Origin of the sequence: Serratia proteamaculans (assembly GCF_013337185.1) — a bacterium.
Taxonomy (GTDB): Bacteria; Pseudomonadota; Gammaproteobacteria; order Enterobacterales; family Enterobacteriaceae; genus Serratia; species Serratia proteamaculans_D.
Genome location: NZ_SWDE01000006.1, coordinates 250,497 through 266,153, shown reverse-complemented (window position 1 = coordinate 266,153; position 15,657 = coordinate 250,497). Strand labels below are relative to the sequence as shown.

Below are 15,657 nucleotides of genomic sequence, written 5' to 3'. Positions count from 1 at the left end.
TTTATTGTTACTGCGACCATGCTTTGTACCGCTCCCTTAGCGAATGTCTGATGCCCATCGCCGCCAGATTCAACCCCACCACAATCGCCACCAACAGGAAGGCGGTGGCAAACACCAGCGGCCGGGCGGCTTCTACGCTCGGACTCTGGAAGGCCATATCGTAAATCTGGAAGCTCAGGTGCATAAACTTCCGCTCCAGATGCAGATACGGGAAAATATCATCTACCGGCAACACCGGCACGGATTTCACCACGCCCACCAGCATCAGCGGCGCGGTCTCCCCAGCGGCACGCGCTACCGCCAGGATCAAGCCAGTCATCATCGCGGGGGCTGCCATGGGTAACACAATGCGCCACAGCGTTTCCGCCCGGCTGGCCCCCAAGGCCAACGACCCCTGACGCAAAGAGGCAGGAATACGCGACAGCCCCTCTTCGGTGGCGACAATCACCACCGGCAGCGTCAGCAGCGCCAGCGTCAATGCCGCCCACAACACGCCCGGCGTGCCAAAGGTCGGGTTGGGCAGCGATTCCGGGAAGAACAGTTGATCGAGGGTGCCGCCAATCATATAAACAAAGAAGCCCAGACCAAACACCCCGTAGACAATCGAAGGTACGCCAGCCAGATTCACCACCGCAATACGGATCAGCCGCGTCAGCAAATTATTACCGGCGTACTCGTGCAGATAAACCGCGGCAATGACGCCAAACGGCATCACCACAATCGACATCAGGATCACCATCAGCACCGTGCCAAAAATGGCCGGGAATACGCCGCCTTCGGTATTGGCTTCACGTGGGCTGTCAGTAAGGAATTTCTTTACCTGCTCGCCCCAGTGCACCAGCTTCTGGGTGGTAGTCATCGCATTGGGATACCAGGCATCGCGCACCTGGCTGAGCGCAATGGTATGAACCTGACCGTGCATATCACGCAGCAGCAGCGCATCACGGTGACGATCGCGGTTCAAGCCTTCCAGTCGATCCGACAGCAACCGATACTGGCGTTGCAGCTCCAGTCTCTCGGCGTTGATAGAGGCCTGCGCACGGGCGTCGAGCTTGTCGTCATGCAGCAGACTTTTCTCCCGCAGCCGCAACGCGTCAAACCGTTGGTTAATACGCGCCATATCACGGAACTGAATATCATGCGCCTGACGCGAAAGCGCGGCAATTTGCGGCAAACGCTGCAACAGCGCCTGGCTGAGATTACGCCCGGTTAACGGCTGGCCGTCCTCCAGCATGCCCGCCAGATACCCATAAGCGGTGCCATTGCTGTTGCGTTCCAGTACCAGCAAATTGCGCGGCGTGCTTTGGCTCAGAATGTCACCGGCCAGCAGCGTGCGAAAGTCTTGCCCTTCGCTGTCACGATTACCCACTTTGATCAAATAGCGCTCAAAACTCTGTGCATCTCCTGGCGGCAAGGCAACGCCGGACTCCAGCAATTGACGGCGCGGAATGCTCTGCTGTTGGTACAGTTCGCCAATCAGGGTCACCGGTCCTGCTGCGCTCTGATTGAGTTCAAACTGATAGACCGGGCTGGGCCAGAAATAGCGCATCCCCTGCCCGGCCAGCAACAGCATAATGCCGATCAACGCCAGCAGGCTGACGGCCACCGATCCGGCGGTCAGCCAGATCCACGGCGAGCCGCTCTTGGCCCAAAGCCTCATGGCGCCTCCTGATTCAGGGTATAGCGTTTACGCAGACGCAGACGGACAGCCTCCGCCAGCGTGTTGAAGACAAAGGTGAAAATAAACAGCACCAGTGCGGTCAGGAACAGCACCCGGTAGTGGCTGCTGTTGGCCACCGCCTCCGGCATTTCGATGGCGATATTGGCCGCCAGGGCGCGCAAGCCCTGGAACAGGCTACCGTCGATCACCGGCGTGTTGCCGGTCGCCATCAGTACAATCATGGTTTCACCCACCGCTCGGCCAAAGCCGATCATCAGCGCCGAAAAAATACCGGCGCTGGCCGAAGGCAACACCACCCGTATCACGGTTTGCCACTGGGTCGCGCCCAGCGCCAGCGATCCCTGGCTCAGGGTAGCCGGCACGCTGAACAAGGCATCTTCCGCCAGTGAGAAGATGATCGGTACCAGTGCGAAACCCATTGCCACACCCACCACCAGTGCATTGCGCTGGTCGTAATCATCGCCCAGCCAAAAATGCAGCGGCTCGCCAAACAGTTTTAGCTCCAGCCATGGCCCCACGCTGAACGCCAGCCAGACAGTCATTATCATCAGCGGCAGCAGGATCAGCAGATCCATGCCCGGCGGCAAGCGGCGCGGTGCCAGCTTGTTCACCAGAGCGCCGCAGGCCAGCACCACCGCCGCCAACAACAGCGGCAGCGATAACACCGCCAACAGATAATGTTCAATCACCGGCGCCAGCCAGATACCGGCCACCAGCCCAATCACTACCGTTGGCAGGGCGCCCATCACCTCGATCGCCGGCTTGATCACCCGCCGCAGTCCGGCCGACATGAAATAGGCGGTATAAATAGCCCCGGCCAATGCCAACGGAATGGCAAACAGCATGGCGTAAGCCGCCGCTTTAAAGGTGCCAAAAATGACCGGCATCAGGCTGAATTTGGCCTGATAGCTGTCCTCACCGGAGGTCGATTGCCATACATAGGCCGGTTCGGGGTAATTCTCATACCACACCTTGTGCCACAGCGAGCGCCAGGTGACGTCGGGATAAGGGTTATCGATTGGATAATGCTGCCAGCCCTGCGCCGTTTCCAGCAGCAGGCCGTCACCACGCGGAGCAAACGCCATTTGTTGTACGCCGGTGCTTAACCTGCCATTCAACAATGGCTGCGGCTGAATGCTGGAAAACAGCGAGAAGCCCCCGTCGGGTCTCAGGGTAGCGAACACCCGACGATAAGGTTCGGCCACCAGCAAATCCCGTGGTTCGGACTGATGCTCGAAATGCTGCACCGGCGTCAGTTGCCAGCGCCGATCTTTTTCAACATCAAACCATTCACGCAGGCTATCGTCAGCCGCTTCAATCAATAACGCACTGCCACCGGGCAAGGCCGTCAGTTGATAGGGAGTGCGATCGCCGAGGATACGCGTTTCTTTAAGCTGTAACTGGGTGTCGTTAATTTGGTAACGCGCCAGTCGGTTACCCGACAGCAGATACAACTGACGGCCATCCGGCGTCAGCACCAGCTGCTGCACCGCGCTCTCCAGCGGGCTTTCACTCAGCTGCGGTGCCTGGTCGCTACCAAAACGGCCAAACACCAAACGCCGGTCTTCGGTAACCCCGGCCAGCAAATACTGACCGTGCCGCGCTTCAGACAGTGCCAACAATGCCAGGGGGCGCCCCTGTTTATCCAGCGCCAATGGTTGCTGCCCCAGTGGGAACAGCCACTGGGGTGCAGAGGTGCTCGCGGCGGCGAAATCCGCACTGGCAACGATAAAGCGACCATCGGCCTGCGCCAGGGCAAACAGGTCACGTTCCCCGGCCGCCTGGGTCAGCAACGTCGGTTTGGTCAGCAATGGCTGCTGCGTCAGCGGTGAGCCGGCCCCGGCGGAGTCCTGCGGCGTCAGCGAGTAAAACTGCCCTACACCCTGCGTATCAATGCGATAGCCGATACGCTGCTGCACATCCATGCCCAGCGCCAGCGCAGGCGCGGTGGCGCTAATCGGTAACGGCTTGGCCTGCCCCATCGCCGCCGGTTTAAACAGCGGCAGCACCGCAAACAGCAGGTAAACGAAGATCAGCATTAACGTCATCAGCACCAGCAGCCCGCTGACGGTCACGGCCGCCTGCACGCTACGGTCGATGCGCGCACGCAGCCGATCCCGGGGATGTTGGTTTACCGTAGTCTGTGCCATGTCTCTCGCTGTCGCTGATGTAAGCAGGCTTGCGCCATAGAATAACCGGGCATCTTATGTCAGTTTTATGACGTTTGCATGACAAAGTTACCCGCCGAGTGCGGCGAACTTTAGGCTACACATAAGCATTATTAATCACATATATTGCTGAAAAATGATGATAAACCCGATCACATCTATAAGCATAAAGCAGGAAAGGCGCCATTTTATGCCAGTTGGTAATGGCACAGGATGCCAACGCCGCAGAAAATATTTTTACGCCTCAAAATGCCTCGCGCCAGGGTAATGGATATGTTGGACTTTCCTGTCAATCTCTCGCAATAATGATGAAGGACACTGAAGCGGCATCCGGGCTGCGTCCCGGATCCTTTTCTAAAATTGAACTGGAGTGGCAATGGGTCAGGAAAAGCTCTACATCGAAAAAGAACTAAGCTGGTTATCCTTTAATGAACGCGTATTGCAGGAAGCCGCAGATAAGAGCAATCCCCTGATTGAGCGCATGCGTTTTCTGGGCATTTACTCCAATAACCTTGACGAGTTCTATAAGGTCCGCTTTGCCGATCTCAAACGACGCATTCTGATCAGCGAAGAGCAAGGCTCTGGCGGCGCTTCACGCCATCTGCTGAAAAAGATCCAGGCCAAGGTATTAAAAACCGATCAGGAATTCGACAGCCTGTATAACGATTTGCTGCTGGAAATGGCGCGTAATCAGATCTTCCTGATCAACGAACGTCAGGTGTCGGAGAACCAGCAAATCTGGCTGCGACAATACTTCAAGCAGCATCTGCGTCAGCACATCACGCCCATCCTGATCAACCACGAAACCAACCTGGTGCAGTTCCTGAAAGACGATTACACCTATCTGGCGGTAGAGATTATCCGTGGCGTTCATATCGAGTACGCGCTGCTGGAGATCCCGTCCGACAAGGTGCCGCGCTTCGTCAACCTGCCGCCGGAAGCCCCGCGCCGTCGCAAACCGATGATCCTGCTGGACAACATTCTGCGCTACTGCCTGGACGATATTTTCAAGGGCTTCTTCGACTACGACGCGCTCAATGCCTATTCGATGAAAATGACCCGCGACGCGGAATACGATCTGGTTACCGAGATGGAATCGAGCCTGCTGGAACTGATGTCCTCCAGCCTGAAACAGCGCCTGACCGCCGAGCCGGTACGTTTTGTTTATCAGCGTGACATGCCAAATGAAATGGTGGAGCTGCTGCGCGGCAAGCTGGGTATCTCCAACTACGATTCGGTGATCGCCGGTGGCCGCTATCATAACTTTAAAGACTTTATCGGCTTCCCGAACGTCGGCAAGGCCAATCTGGTCAACAAACCACTGCCGCGCCTGCGCCATACCTGGTTCGAAAAGTTCCGCAACGGTTTTGACGCCATCCGCGAACAGGACGTGCTGCTTTACTACCCGTACCACACCTTTGAGCACGTGCTGGAACTGGTGCGTCAGGCGTCATTTGATCCCAGCGTGCTGGCGATAAAAATCAATATTTACCGCGTAGCGAAGGACTCGCGGATTATCGAATCGATGATCCACGCCGCCCACAACGGCAAGAAAGTCACGGTGGTGGTAGAGCTGCAGGCACGTTTTGATGAAGAGGCCAACATCCACTGGGCCAAGCGCCTGACGGAAGCCGGCGTGCACGTCATCTTCTCTGCTCCGGGCCTGAAAATCCACGCCAAACTGTTCCTGATCTCACGCCGTGAAGGCGACGAGATTGTGCGCTATGCTCATATCGGTACCGGCAACTTTAACGAGAAAACCGCGCGTATTTATACCGACTATTCGTTGCTGACCGCCGACTCACGCATCACCAACGAAGTGCGTCGGGTGTTTAACTTTATCGAAAACCCGTACCGGCCGGTCACCTTCGACAACCTGATGGTGTCGCCGCAGAACTCGCGCCTGAAGCTGTATGAGTTGATCGACCGGGAAATTGCCAATGCCGAGGCCGGGCTTCCCGCCGGCATTATGCTGAAAATCAACAATCTGGTGGATAAAGGGCTGGTAGATCGGTTATATACCGCATCCGGCGCCGGTGTAAAAATCCGCCTGTTGGTGCGAGGGATGTGTTCTTTGATTCCCAACCTGCCGGGGATCAGTGACAATATTCAAGTAATCAGCATCGTCGACCGCTATCTGGAACACGACCGGGTTTACGTTTTCGAAAACAAAGGTGACAAACTGGTTTATCTGTCCTCTGCCGACTGGATGACCCGTAACATAGATTACCGCATCGAAGTCGCGGTCTCGCTGCTGGATCCAACGCTGAAACAACGGGTTCTGGATATTCTGGAAATCCTGTTCAGCGACACGGTCAAGGCGCGTTACCTCGATAAAGAACTGAGTAACCAGTACGTACCACGCGGCAATCGCCGTAAAGTCCGTTCTCAGGTTGCCATTTACGAGTATTTAAAAGCTCTGGAACAACCAGGACAGTAGGCCAGCAACTATGCCGCTAAAAAGCACTGCAACAAACAAACCGCAGGAAATTGCTGCCATCGACCTCGGGTCGAACAGCTTCCATATGGTGATTGCCCGCGTCGTCAACGGCGCTTTACAGGTATTGGGCCGTTTAAAGCAACGGGTCCACCTCGCCGATGGATTGGACAGCAACAATGTGCTCAGTGAAGAGGCAATAGAACGTGGACTGGCCTGCCTGGCGCTGTTTGCCGAACGGCTGCAGGGTTTCCCGGCGGATAACGTCACCATCGTCGGTACCCACACCCTGCGTCAGGCCGTTAACGCGGAAGTGTTCCTCAAACGTGCCGCTAAAGTGATCCCCTACCCGATTGAAATCATCGCCGGGCAGGAAGAAGCACGTCTGATCTTCATGGGCGTGGAACACACCCAGCCGGAAAAAGGCCGCAAGCTGGTGATCGATATCGGTGGGGGTTCCACTGAGCTGGTGATCGGTGAAGACTTTGAGCCACTGCTGGCGGAAAGCCGCCGCATGGGCTGCGTCAGCTTTGCTCAGCAGTTTTTCCCAGGCGGTGAAATCAGCAAAAACAATTTCAAGCGTGCGCGCCTGGCAGCGGCACAGAAACTGGAAACCCTGGCCTGGCAGTACCGTATTCAGGGTTGGCAATACGCATTGGGTGCCTCCGGCACTATCAAGGCCGCGCACGAAGTGCTGGTGGAGATGGGTGAAAAAGATGGCCTGATCACCCTGGAACGCCTGGAAATGCTGGCGGAACAGGTATTACAGTTTAAAAGCTTCAGTTCGCTGAGCCTGCCGGGGCTATCGGAAGACCGTCAGTCGGTGTTTGTACCGGGTCTGGCCATCTTGTGCGGCGTGTTCGACGCGCTGGCAATCCGCGATCTGCGTCTTTCCGACGGTGCACTGCGCGAAGGCGTGCTGTACGAGATGGAGGGCCGTTTCCGCCATCAGGACATCCGCAGCCGTACCGCCAAAAGCCTGGCCGATCACTACAATATCGATCGTGAGCAGGCCAAGCGAGTGCTGGAAACCACCGAGCTGCTGTACGCCCAGTGGATGGCGCAAAACACCAAGCTGGCAAATCCGCAGTTGGAAGCGCTATTGAAATGGGCCGCCATGCTGCATGAGGTGGGGTTGAGCATCAACCACAGCGGCATGCATCGCCACTCGGCCTATATTCTGCAAAACACCAACCTGCCTGGCTTTAATCAGGAGCAGCAGTTGCTGCTGGCGGCGCTGGTGCGTTTCCACCGCAAGGGGATCAAGCTGGAAGAACTGCCGCGGCTGAACCTGTTCAAGAAAAAGCATTACCTGCCGTTGATCCAACTGCTGCGTTTGAGCACCCTGCTCAACAACCAGCGTCAGTCGACCACCACCCCCGAGACGCTGCGCCTGAGTACCGACGATAATCACTGGACGCTGCGTTTCCCGGCCGGTTATCTGGCGTTAAACAACCTGGTGCAACTGGATCTCGAACGTGAACAGGCCTACTGGAATGACGTCGTCGGCTGGAAGCTGATTTGCGAAGAAGAAGATACCCAAAACGAGCAACGCTCTGCCTGAGTCTGTCGCCCCCTGCCTGTCGGGGGGCAACACTCAACGCGGTGTTGGTAACAGCGCCAGCAAGGGCTGTGGCTCGCCGATGAAATAGCCCTGCATATAATCCACGCCAACCCCTTTCAGCGCGACCAACTGCTCCATGCTTTCCACATATTCCGCCACTATCGTCAGCCGCTTCATGCGCGCAACCTTGCAGATAGACGTAATCACCTGGAAATCCACCGGATTGGTCAGCATGTCGCGCACGAAACTGCCGTCGATTTTCAACATGTCGACCGGCAGCATCTTCAGCCGATCGTAACTGGCATAGCCGGTGCCAAAGTCATCCAGCGCAATGCGACACCCCATCTCACGCAGTGCCTGCAAGTTGGCCCCGGCGTAGGCCGTATCCTGCAACAGATGCGATTCGGTCACCTCCAGCGTCAGTTGGTATGGCTCAATCTGGTACTGCTCCAGCAGGCTGTTAACATCGTGGCGCAGCATAGGTCGGCACAGCGAAGTTGGTGACAGATTAACCGCAAAGCGCGCACTGGGCAGTTCGACACGATACTGATCCATAAATTTCAGCGTATTGCGCAACACCCACAGATCCAGGCGATAGGCCAGGCCGAATTCATGCGCCACCGGCAGAAAATCATTAGGCGATATGATCTCTCCGCTCACGTCACGCATGCGCAGCAGAATCTCATGATATCGGTCACCGCGCAGGCCCACGATCGGCTGCGCCATCAGAATGAACCCGTCGTTATCCAGCGAATGCTGTACGCCGTGCAGTAGCGCGACTTTGTGTTTGATCTCCTCCTGCACCCATTGGCCACCGTTTTGCACACTCTCCGGTTTGCCGCTGGTCAATGATACTTCGGCCAACGAGCTAAGTTCGCCCAACAGAAGATAGAGGTGCTCGAAATCGGCATTCACGCTGCAATAACCTAACCCCAGCGGTGGATGGAGTGGCAAACCATTCCATATCAGACGGAATTTCTCCAGCGCGCGGTAGATCTGCAAAACCTTTTCTTCGCTGTCTTCGCCATCCACCCGCAGCAATAAGTCATAACCCGGCAGATGATAAACGCCCTCGCCGGGTGCCAGTACCTGATACAACAGCGCCGCCAACTGCTGTTTGAAACGAATGCGCAACTGCATACCGTAGTTGCGGCTCAGCAAATCCAACTCGCTAACGCGCAGGAAACACAGCGTTGAAGGGAGTGACTGTGCCAGATCGCGCTTGAGGGCGCGCAGGTTAGGCAAACCAATCACCGGATCTTGCAGCGCGGCGCTTTGCGCTCTGGCATGACTTAACCGCTGGCGGGTATTGAGCGCCGACATCAGGTAAATGCACAGGGTAAACACCACCATCATCGAAGAGATGACCGCCAGGTTATGCAATAAATTGTCGCGCTGCGCATAACCGGGATAATGGAAAAACAGCACCAGCAGCGTCGAAGACCAGATAATACAGTTGAATTGATAGCCAAAGCGCATCGCACCGTACAGCATCACCGGCAGCAACAATATCAGGCCATAGCCTCCCAGCAGCAAAGGGGGGGCGTTTTTGGCGTAGTAAGACAGCAAGGCCACCATGCTGACCAGCACCAGCAACCACAGGGACAATTCTTTTTTATCGGCAGTAGGTGCCATTTCACGGCCAAAACGTCGCCACAGCGTCAGTGCGAACCTGGGCTTGTTCAACAGACGCAACATAAAGTAGAACAGCGGCATAGCGGACAGACAGCCTAGCAGCAACGCCTGAAAATTAACCAGAGCCAACAAATAGTCACTATTGCCGGGCATCATCCCCAGTTCGTCAGGCACTTGTGCCAGACCGACCAGCAGTTTCAGACCGAAAACAAACAGCAACGCCGGCAGCACCACCAGCCAGATCAACCTCGCTTTGACCAGGGCCGGTACGCCGGGAGCCGCACACCAGCGACGCTGAGTCTGGCTGCGATACCCCAACCAGCACAGGATCAGGCAAAGCAGGTACAGCGAGGTGACCAATATACCGATCTCCAGCCCCAGTCGGCTCGCGTATCGAAACATGATGGCCAGGGTAATGCCCGGCAGTGCCCGCCAGTCGTAAACCATCAGCAACGCAATGCAGGCAGCCAGTGGCAGATAGAGCAGGTAGACTTTAGCCTCGGACAGCATAATGCGCGGTGACAGCCAACCGGCGAACGGGATCAACAACAAGCCCCAGATGAGGGGATAACCCCACCAGCGCTCGCGTAAATGCTTCCAGAATATTGGCTTAACCATAAAAATAACGAGTCCGTCAGGGCGCAATTCCATTCGCGCGTTCAGGTAATAAGGCAGGTTCCTTTACGTACCTCTATCCATTCATGAGGCAAAGTGAAAGTAACATATGCGACAGGAGAATGGGGTGGAATTTTATGCGCCAGGGTCAGCAAGGGTTTGACTGCGATCAAGCAAGAAGGAAAAGTTGGGTAAAAATGTGTAAGTCTATTTTTAGTATTATCTTAACCCCATGATCTTATAGACAAACCGAAACCCGGACTAAACATAAGTAAAATATCCGGCTGTACCAACTGGAAATAAATGGACAATATTTGTCATCGATAGCTAAAATTCCGTTTACAATTTATCGGCTTTCACCGTCGTTGAATGACACAGGAAACCGGCATGCCGGGTGATATATGCGTAAAAAAACCACCGGACAGATGACAAAAATAGTGTTGTTTGTCAGCTTTATCATTTTGGTTGGCCGTCTGCTGTATGCGGCGGTGGTCGCGGTACCCCATCATCAGGAAAAAAAGCTCGCCCCTTATCAAACCACCACCGAGGCCGGTGGCGAAAAACAGGACACCTCCCCCTGATTTCAAAGATCCAAGCTGCTCTGCAGGGCTTGCGAATAGTTAAGCAGCCTGCCGGCGTTTCGGCATGCCAGGCCCCTTACTTATTCCTCAGCTTCTGCTGCCATTTCATAAAAATGACGTCTGCATTCACTAAGCTCTCTGTTGTTCAGAGCTTGTCTGCAAGGACCCCTGAGTGCCAGTAAGGAATACCATGTCAGCTGCAACGCATAATGTTCAAAAAGTCGCTGAGCACCGCCAGCGCATTCTTTCTCTGCTGTTAAATAACAAAGATCTGGTCGACGGCATTCTCGGCCGACCGGGGGACGAAAACGCCCTTGGCAAAAATGAGCTGCTCAACCAAACCGCTGAAATTACCGGCATGCTGGACGATATGCATGCCGCCGATTTGGCTGACTTGCTCGAAGCGCTGCCGCAGGACGAACGTCTGGCATTGTGGCGGCTGGTGGGTAATGCCAAACGCGGCCAGGCACTGGTGGAAGTCGCAGAACCGGTGTGGGACAGCCTGATCGAAGAAATGAGCGATAAAGACCTGCTCAAAGCGATCAAAACGCTGGACGTTGATGAACAGGCCTATCTGGCGCAATACCTGCCACGTAACCTGATGGGTCGCCTGCTGACCTCGATGGAGCCGGAACAGCGCGCCCAGGTGCGCGAGATGATCCACTACGGCAAGGACACCGTCGGCTGGATGATGGATTTTGAACTGGTCACGGTACGCCCGGACGTCACCCTCGGTGCGGTGCATCGCTTCCTGCGCCTGCGCAAAACCATACCGGCGGCCACCGATAAACTTTTTGTCACCGATCGTAAAAATACCCTGCTCGGCGAGTTGCCGCTCACCGCGGTGCTGCTCAACGATCCGGAAACACCGGTACAGGCGGTGATGGACAGCGATCCCACCCGTTTTTTGCCGGAAGAGAAAGCCGAGGCCGCGGCCAGTGCGTTCGAACGTTATGACCTGATCAGCGCCCCGGTGGTCGATGCCAAAGGCAAGCTGATGGGGCGTTTAACCATTGAAGAAATCGTTGACGTGGTCAACGAGGAAAGCGACAGCAACCTGCGCCGCATGGGGGGCTTAAGCCCGGAAGAAGACGTGTTTGCCCCGGTCAGCAAAGCGGTGAAAACCCGTTGGGCCTGGCTGGCGATCAACCTGTGTACCGCATTTATCGCGTCACGCGTTATCGGCCTGTTTGAACACACTATTTCGCAACTGGTGGCGTTGGCGGCATTGATGCCGATCGTCGCCGGTATCGGTGGCAACACCGGCAACCAGACCATCACCATGATTGTCCGCGCACTGGCGCTGCACCAAATTGAAGTCGGTAATATCTCGCGCCTGATGTTCAGGGAACTGGGCGTCGCCATCATCAACGGCGTGGTCTGGGGCGGTATCATGGGGATAGTCACCTGGCTGTTGTATGGCGACTGGGCGATGGGCGGCGTAATGACGCTGGCGATGATCCTCAACCTGCTGGTGGCGGCGCTGATGGGAGTGGTGATCCCGATGACCATGCTAAAAATGGGACGCGATCCGGCAGTCGGTTCCAGCGTTCTGATTACCGCGCTAACCGACACCGGCGGCTTCTTTATTTTCCTCGGTCTGGCCACCCTCTTCCTGCTCTGAATCCTGAAGGCCGGCGACAACGCCGGCATTTGAAACAGCTCACTAAAACCGCCTGATTCAGTAGGCTTTATTGCCGCGCTGTACTACCCTTTGGCAATGAACTTTCCACCTCATCCGCGTCATGACGTCGTTCAGTGACAGACGCCAGCGTTAAGGTTGTCTATGGATATCAGCGCACCGAATCATCTCACCACGCGCAAGGGCGCGCTGCTGACGCATACGTTGCTGGCAGCCGCTGTGGTTTTCCTGTTGGCGCTGCTGTGCCTGGCACTCTCCAGTGAGTCCAGCCATTTTACCCCGTTGTGGTTCCCGACCGCCGCCATCATCACGGTGCTGTATCGTTACCCGCCGCAACAATGGGGCTTGCCCTTGTTGGCCAGCGGAGCCGCCATCGTCACCGCCAGCACGCTGCTGTATGGCTTTAGCTGGCTACCGGTCAAACTGTCGTTGATCAACCTGCTGGAAGCCGGTACCTGTACTTTGTTGCTGCGCCGTATGCTGTTGCCGGACGACCCAATAAATAGCCTGGCCAGTTGGTTGAAATTTGTGGTTTGCGCGGTAATTTTCACCCCGTAATTCAGCGCCTTGCTGGCCGCCTGGTGGGTTCCTGCCCCCGGACAAAGCTTCTGGCAGCCGTTCAACACCTGGTTTATTTCAGAAGCCATCGGCGTGCTGTCGCTAACGCCTATTGGGCTGGTGTACCGCCGCCGCATGCTGGAACAGCTGAACCCATTTCCCTTGTTGCTGGTGCTGATAGCGTCGCTGGTTTTTTGTTATCTGGCGCTGACCTATCTGCCCTTTCCGTTCACCTTCGTCATTCTTCCGTTACTGTGGGCGGCGATCGCTTTGCCACGGCTGGAAACCTTTACCGTCTGCTTTTGCACCACGCTGATGATCTCATTCGGGCTGTTGCATTTTCGTGCCCCCACCACCCCGCTCGGCGACATCGTAATCTATCTGCCAATCCTGTTGATTCTGATCCCGGCGCATTCTATGGCGATGGTAATGCACTCCTTTCGGGTAGAGAAACAGCATATCGTCGAGAGTGAAACCCGTTTTCGTAATGCGCTGGAGTATTCCGCCATCGGCATGGCGTTGGTGTCGCCACAGGGGAAATGGCTGCAGGTCAATCAGGCGCTGTGCAAACTGTTGGGGTATACCCCGGAAGCGTTGCGACGGCTGACGTTTCAGGAAATCACCCACCCGGACGATCTGAATGCCGATTTGGTGCAGTTGCATGACCTGCTCGACGGCCATATCAGCAGCTATACCCTGGAAAAACGCTATATCCGCAGTGATGGCGAACATGTCTGGGCGCTGCTGGCGGTATCGCTGGTGCGCGATGCTGAAGGGCTGCCGCTGTATTTTATTTCCCAGGTGGAAGACATCAGCGAACTGAAACGCACCGCAGCGGAAAATCATCGTCTGGTAGAACGTATCACCCTGGCTAATCAGGTCGGGGGGATCGGCGTTTGGGAGTGGATGATGGATGGCGAAGAGCGCATCTGGGACAAGCGCATGTTTGAACTTTATGACCTTGGCCCAGACCAGAAACCGACGCTGTCACTCTGGCGGGCGCGGTTGCTGCCGGAAGATCGCGAGCGTACCGACCATGAAATGTCCTCTTTGCTGGACCAGCCACGGCCGTTTATCCTGGAATTCCGGCTACTCACTCGCCAGGGGAAAGTGCGTCATATCCGCGGCCAGGGCAACGTCATTCTGGACGGTGAGGGCAAGGCGTTACGCATGATTGGCACCAATATTGACATGACGGAAGTGCGCAATCTGACCGAAGCATTGCACCAGGAGAAAGAGCGCCTGCACACCACCCTCGACGCCATCGGTGAAGGTGTGATCTCAACCAACGACGCGATGCAGATTACCTTTATGAACCCGGTAGCCGAGCAGATGTGTGGCTGGCCACTGAGCCTGGCAGTCGGCATGCCGATTGCCGGGGTGGTACGCATGACCCACGGCAAAGATGGCCCGGAAGTCGAAAACCCGGTTCAGTGCTGCCTGCAGGAAGGTCGTCAACTTTCAGCGGATTATGCCCTGGTGCTGCACAGCCGTGATGGTCGCCACTTCGATATTCAACAATCGGTATCGCTGCTGAAAACTCTCAATGATGAAGTCATGGGCGCGGTGATGGTGCTGCAAGATGTCACCGCCTCTCGCGAACTGATGCGGAAACTGAGTTACAACGCCTCTCACGATGACCTGACCACCCTGCCCAATCGGGCCAGCTTTGAGAAACGGCTAAAAAAAGCCATCGCCGACGTCGCCGGGCAGCAACGGCAGCATGCCCTGGTGTTCCTCGATCTCGACCGTTTCAAAGCGGTCAATGACAGCGCCGGTCATGCGGCTGGCGATGCCTTGCTGAGAGATATCTCAAAACTGATGCAACACCACCTGCGCCACAACGATTGTCTGGCGCGGCTCGGGGGCGATGAGTTCGGATTAATCCTGTTTGACTGTCCGTACCAGCAGGCCAAGTCCCTGATGCAGCAGTTGGTCAACCACATCAGTCAGCATCCGTTTTATTGGGAAGGCAAGATTTATCACGTGGGGGCCAGCGCCGGCATCACCCTTATCGATAGCGACAGCGGCAAGAGTACCGAACTGCTGGCACAGGCTGACATCGCTTGCTATACCGCCAAGCATCAGGGCCGTGGGCAGGTCTATTTATACCAGGCGCACCCCGCCGCGCCACACCACAGAAACTAGCGCAAGACCTTGCCAGTGACGCTACCCCCCTGACTCATTGCGGGGGTTATGGCGGCATTCGCTAATCCTCTTTATCCCACAGAACTCCCCTGCCTTTCGGGCCTTGGTAGCATTGGCCCATGCTCCCTGTCACATTTTTTTTGCTTAGCCTGCCTGAGGTTAGTGGTATAACTAACGAGTTAAAGTTAATCGTTTGAACAATACCTCGATACGGAAATCAGCACGCGCGTTAATTTCCACCACCATCTATAAACGTGATTGCTCAGGGATAATGGCTATGAAAAACGAGTGGTTTGCCGCCAGAGAGCTTACCGGCATTGCAGGACTGCCCTCCTCGCCGCAGGGAATCAATTTGATGGCCCGCCGCGAAGGCTGGATCAGTCGCCGTCGAAAAGGCGTGCAGGGCAAAGCGGTGGAATACCACATCAACAGCCTGCCGATCGGCGCGCGCAGCCTGTTGGTACTGCAAGAAGATCCCGCTGAATATCAGGTTGAACGCCAGGATCCGCTGGCAGTTTGGGTGGAGTATTACTATCACCTGAGCGAGAGCGAACGTGAGAAAGTACTCACCTTCCTGATGCGTGAAGGGATCGACAGCCTGCTGGCGCTTATTGCCACCAAAGAATAA

At 55.9% G+C, this 15,657-nt stretch carries 10 protein-coding genes; 7 read left to right on the top strand and 3 right to left on the bottom strand.

Annotated elements, in window-relative coordinates; translation table 11 throughout:
* Positions 1-7: 7 nt before the first annotated feature.
* Together pstA and FCL49_RS20965 are read right to left on the bottom strand one after the other, a co-directional pair.
* Positions 8-1,660, bottom strand: coding sequence for a phosphate ABC transporter permease PstA (gene pstA / locus FCL49_RS20970; protein WP_174354992.1), 1,653 nt, complete (start codon positions 1,658-1,660; stop codon positions 8-10).
* Entirely contained in the window at positions 1,657-3,831 is a 2,175-nt protein-coding gene (locus FCL49_RS20965; RefSeq protein ID WP_174354991.1) for an ABC transporter permease subunit, read from the bottom strand. The genes pstA and FCL49_RS20965 overlap by 4 nt, the downstream gene beginning before the upstream one ends.
* 394 nt (positions 3,832-4,225) lie before the next feature.
* Here FCL49_RS20965 and ppk1 point away from each other — a divergent pair, with 394 nt between their 5' ends.
* Together ppk1 and ppx are read left to right on the top strand one after the other, a co-directional pair.
* Positions 4,226-6,289 carry a polyphosphate kinase 1 gene (gene ppk1, locus FCL49_RS20960; protein WP_174354990.1) on the top strand — a complete coding sequence of 688 codons (2,064 nt, stop codon included), beginning with the start codon at positions 4,226-4,228 and terminating at the stop codon, positions 6,287-6,289.
* Positions 6,290-6,299: 10 nt separating this feature from the next.
* Positions 6,300-7,850 (top strand): exopolyphosphatase, encoded by a 1,551-nt coding sequence (gene ppx / locus FCL49_RS20955; protein ID WP_153859435.1) that lies wholly within the window; start codon positions 6,300-6,302, stop codon positions 7,848-7,850.
* 33 nt (positions 7,851-7,883) lie between these two features.
* Here the strand turns inward: ppx and FCL49_RS20950 are convergent, their stop codons facing one another.
* Positions 7,884-10,103 (bottom strand): EAL domain-containing protein, encoded by a 2,220-nt coding sequence (locus tag FCL49_RS20950; protein WP_254611124.1) that lies wholly within the window; start codon positions 10,101-10,103, stop codon positions 7,884-7,886.
* A 398-nt stretch (positions 10,104-10,501) separates the two neighbouring features.
* Between FCL49_RS20950 and FCL49_RS20945 the strand changes: the two genes are divergently transcribed.
* The 5 genes from FCL49_RS20945 (at position 10,502) to FCL49_RS20930 (ending at position 15,657) form a co-directional block, all read left to right on the top strand.
* On the top strand, positions 10,502-10,681 hold the full coding sequence (locus FCL49_RS20945; protein ID WP_135317541.1) for a YfgG family protein: 180 nt from the start codon (positions 10,502-10,504) through the stop codon (positions 10,679-10,681).
* 190 nt (positions 10,682-10,871) lie between these two features.
* A complete protein-coding gene (gene mgtE, locus FCL49_RS20940) occupies positions 10,872-12,305 on the top strand; it encodes a magnesium transporter (protein WP_174354988.1) in 1,434 nt (477 codons plus the stop codon).
* A gap of 162 nt (positions 12,306-12,467) precedes the next feature.
* Positions 12,468-12,881, top strand: a complete 414-nt coding sequence (locus FCL49_RS24725) for an MASE1 domain-containing protein (protein WP_254611123.1) — start codon at positions 12,468-12,470, stop codon at positions 12,879-12,881.
* A 9-nt stretch (positions 12,882-12,890) separates the two neighbouring features.
* The gene (locus FCL49_RS20935) at positions 12,891-15,029 is read left to right on the top strand and encodes a PAS domain S-box protein (RefSeq protein ID WP_254611122.1); all 2,139 of its coding nucleotides are present in this window, start codon (positions 12,891-12,893) and stop codon (positions 15,027-15,029) included.
* Between the two features lie 277 nt (positions 15,030-15,306).
* Positions 15,307-15,657 carry a DNA-binding protein gene (locus FCL49_RS20930; RefSeq protein ID WP_174354987.1) on the top strand — a complete coding sequence of 117 codons (351 nt, stop codon included), beginning with the start codon at positions 15,307-15,309 and terminating at the stop codon, positions 15,655-15,657.

Coding starts and splice junctions, on each gene's coding strand:
- FCL49_RS20930 (WP_174354987.1), top strand. CDS start 15,307: ATGAAAAACGAGTGGTTTGCCGCCAGAGAGCTTACCGGCATTGCAGGA.
- FCL49_RS20950 (WP_254611124.1), bottom strand. CDS start 10,103: ATGGTTAAGCCAATATTCTGGAAGCATTTACGCGAGCGCTGGTGGGGT.
- pstA (WP_174354992.1), bottom strand. CDS start 1,660: ATGAGGCTTTGGGCCAAGAGCGGCTCGCCGTGGATCTGGCTGACCGCC.
- FCL49_RS20945 (WP_135317541.1), top strand. CDS start 10,502: ATGCGTAAAAAAACCACCGGACAGATGACAAAAATAGTGTTGTTTGTC.
- ppk1 (WP_174354990.1), top strand. CDS start 4,226: ATGGGTCAGGAAAAGCTCTACATCGAAAAAGAACTAAGCTGGTTATCC.
- FCL49_RS24725 (WP_254611123.1), top strand. CDS start 12,468: ATGGATATCAGCGCACCGAATCATCTCACCACGCGCAAGGGCGCGCTG.
- FCL49_RS20965 (WP_174354991.1), bottom strand. CDS start 3,831: ATGGCACAGACTACGGTAAACCAACATCCCCGGGATCGGCTGCGTGCG.
- ppx (WP_153859435.1), top strand. CDS start 6,300: ATGCCGCTAAAAAGCACTGCAACAAACAAACCGCAGGAAATTGCTGCC.
- mgtE (WP_174354988.1), top strand. CDS start 10,872: ATGTCAGCTGCAACGCATAATGTTCAAAAAGTCGCTGAGCACCGCCAG.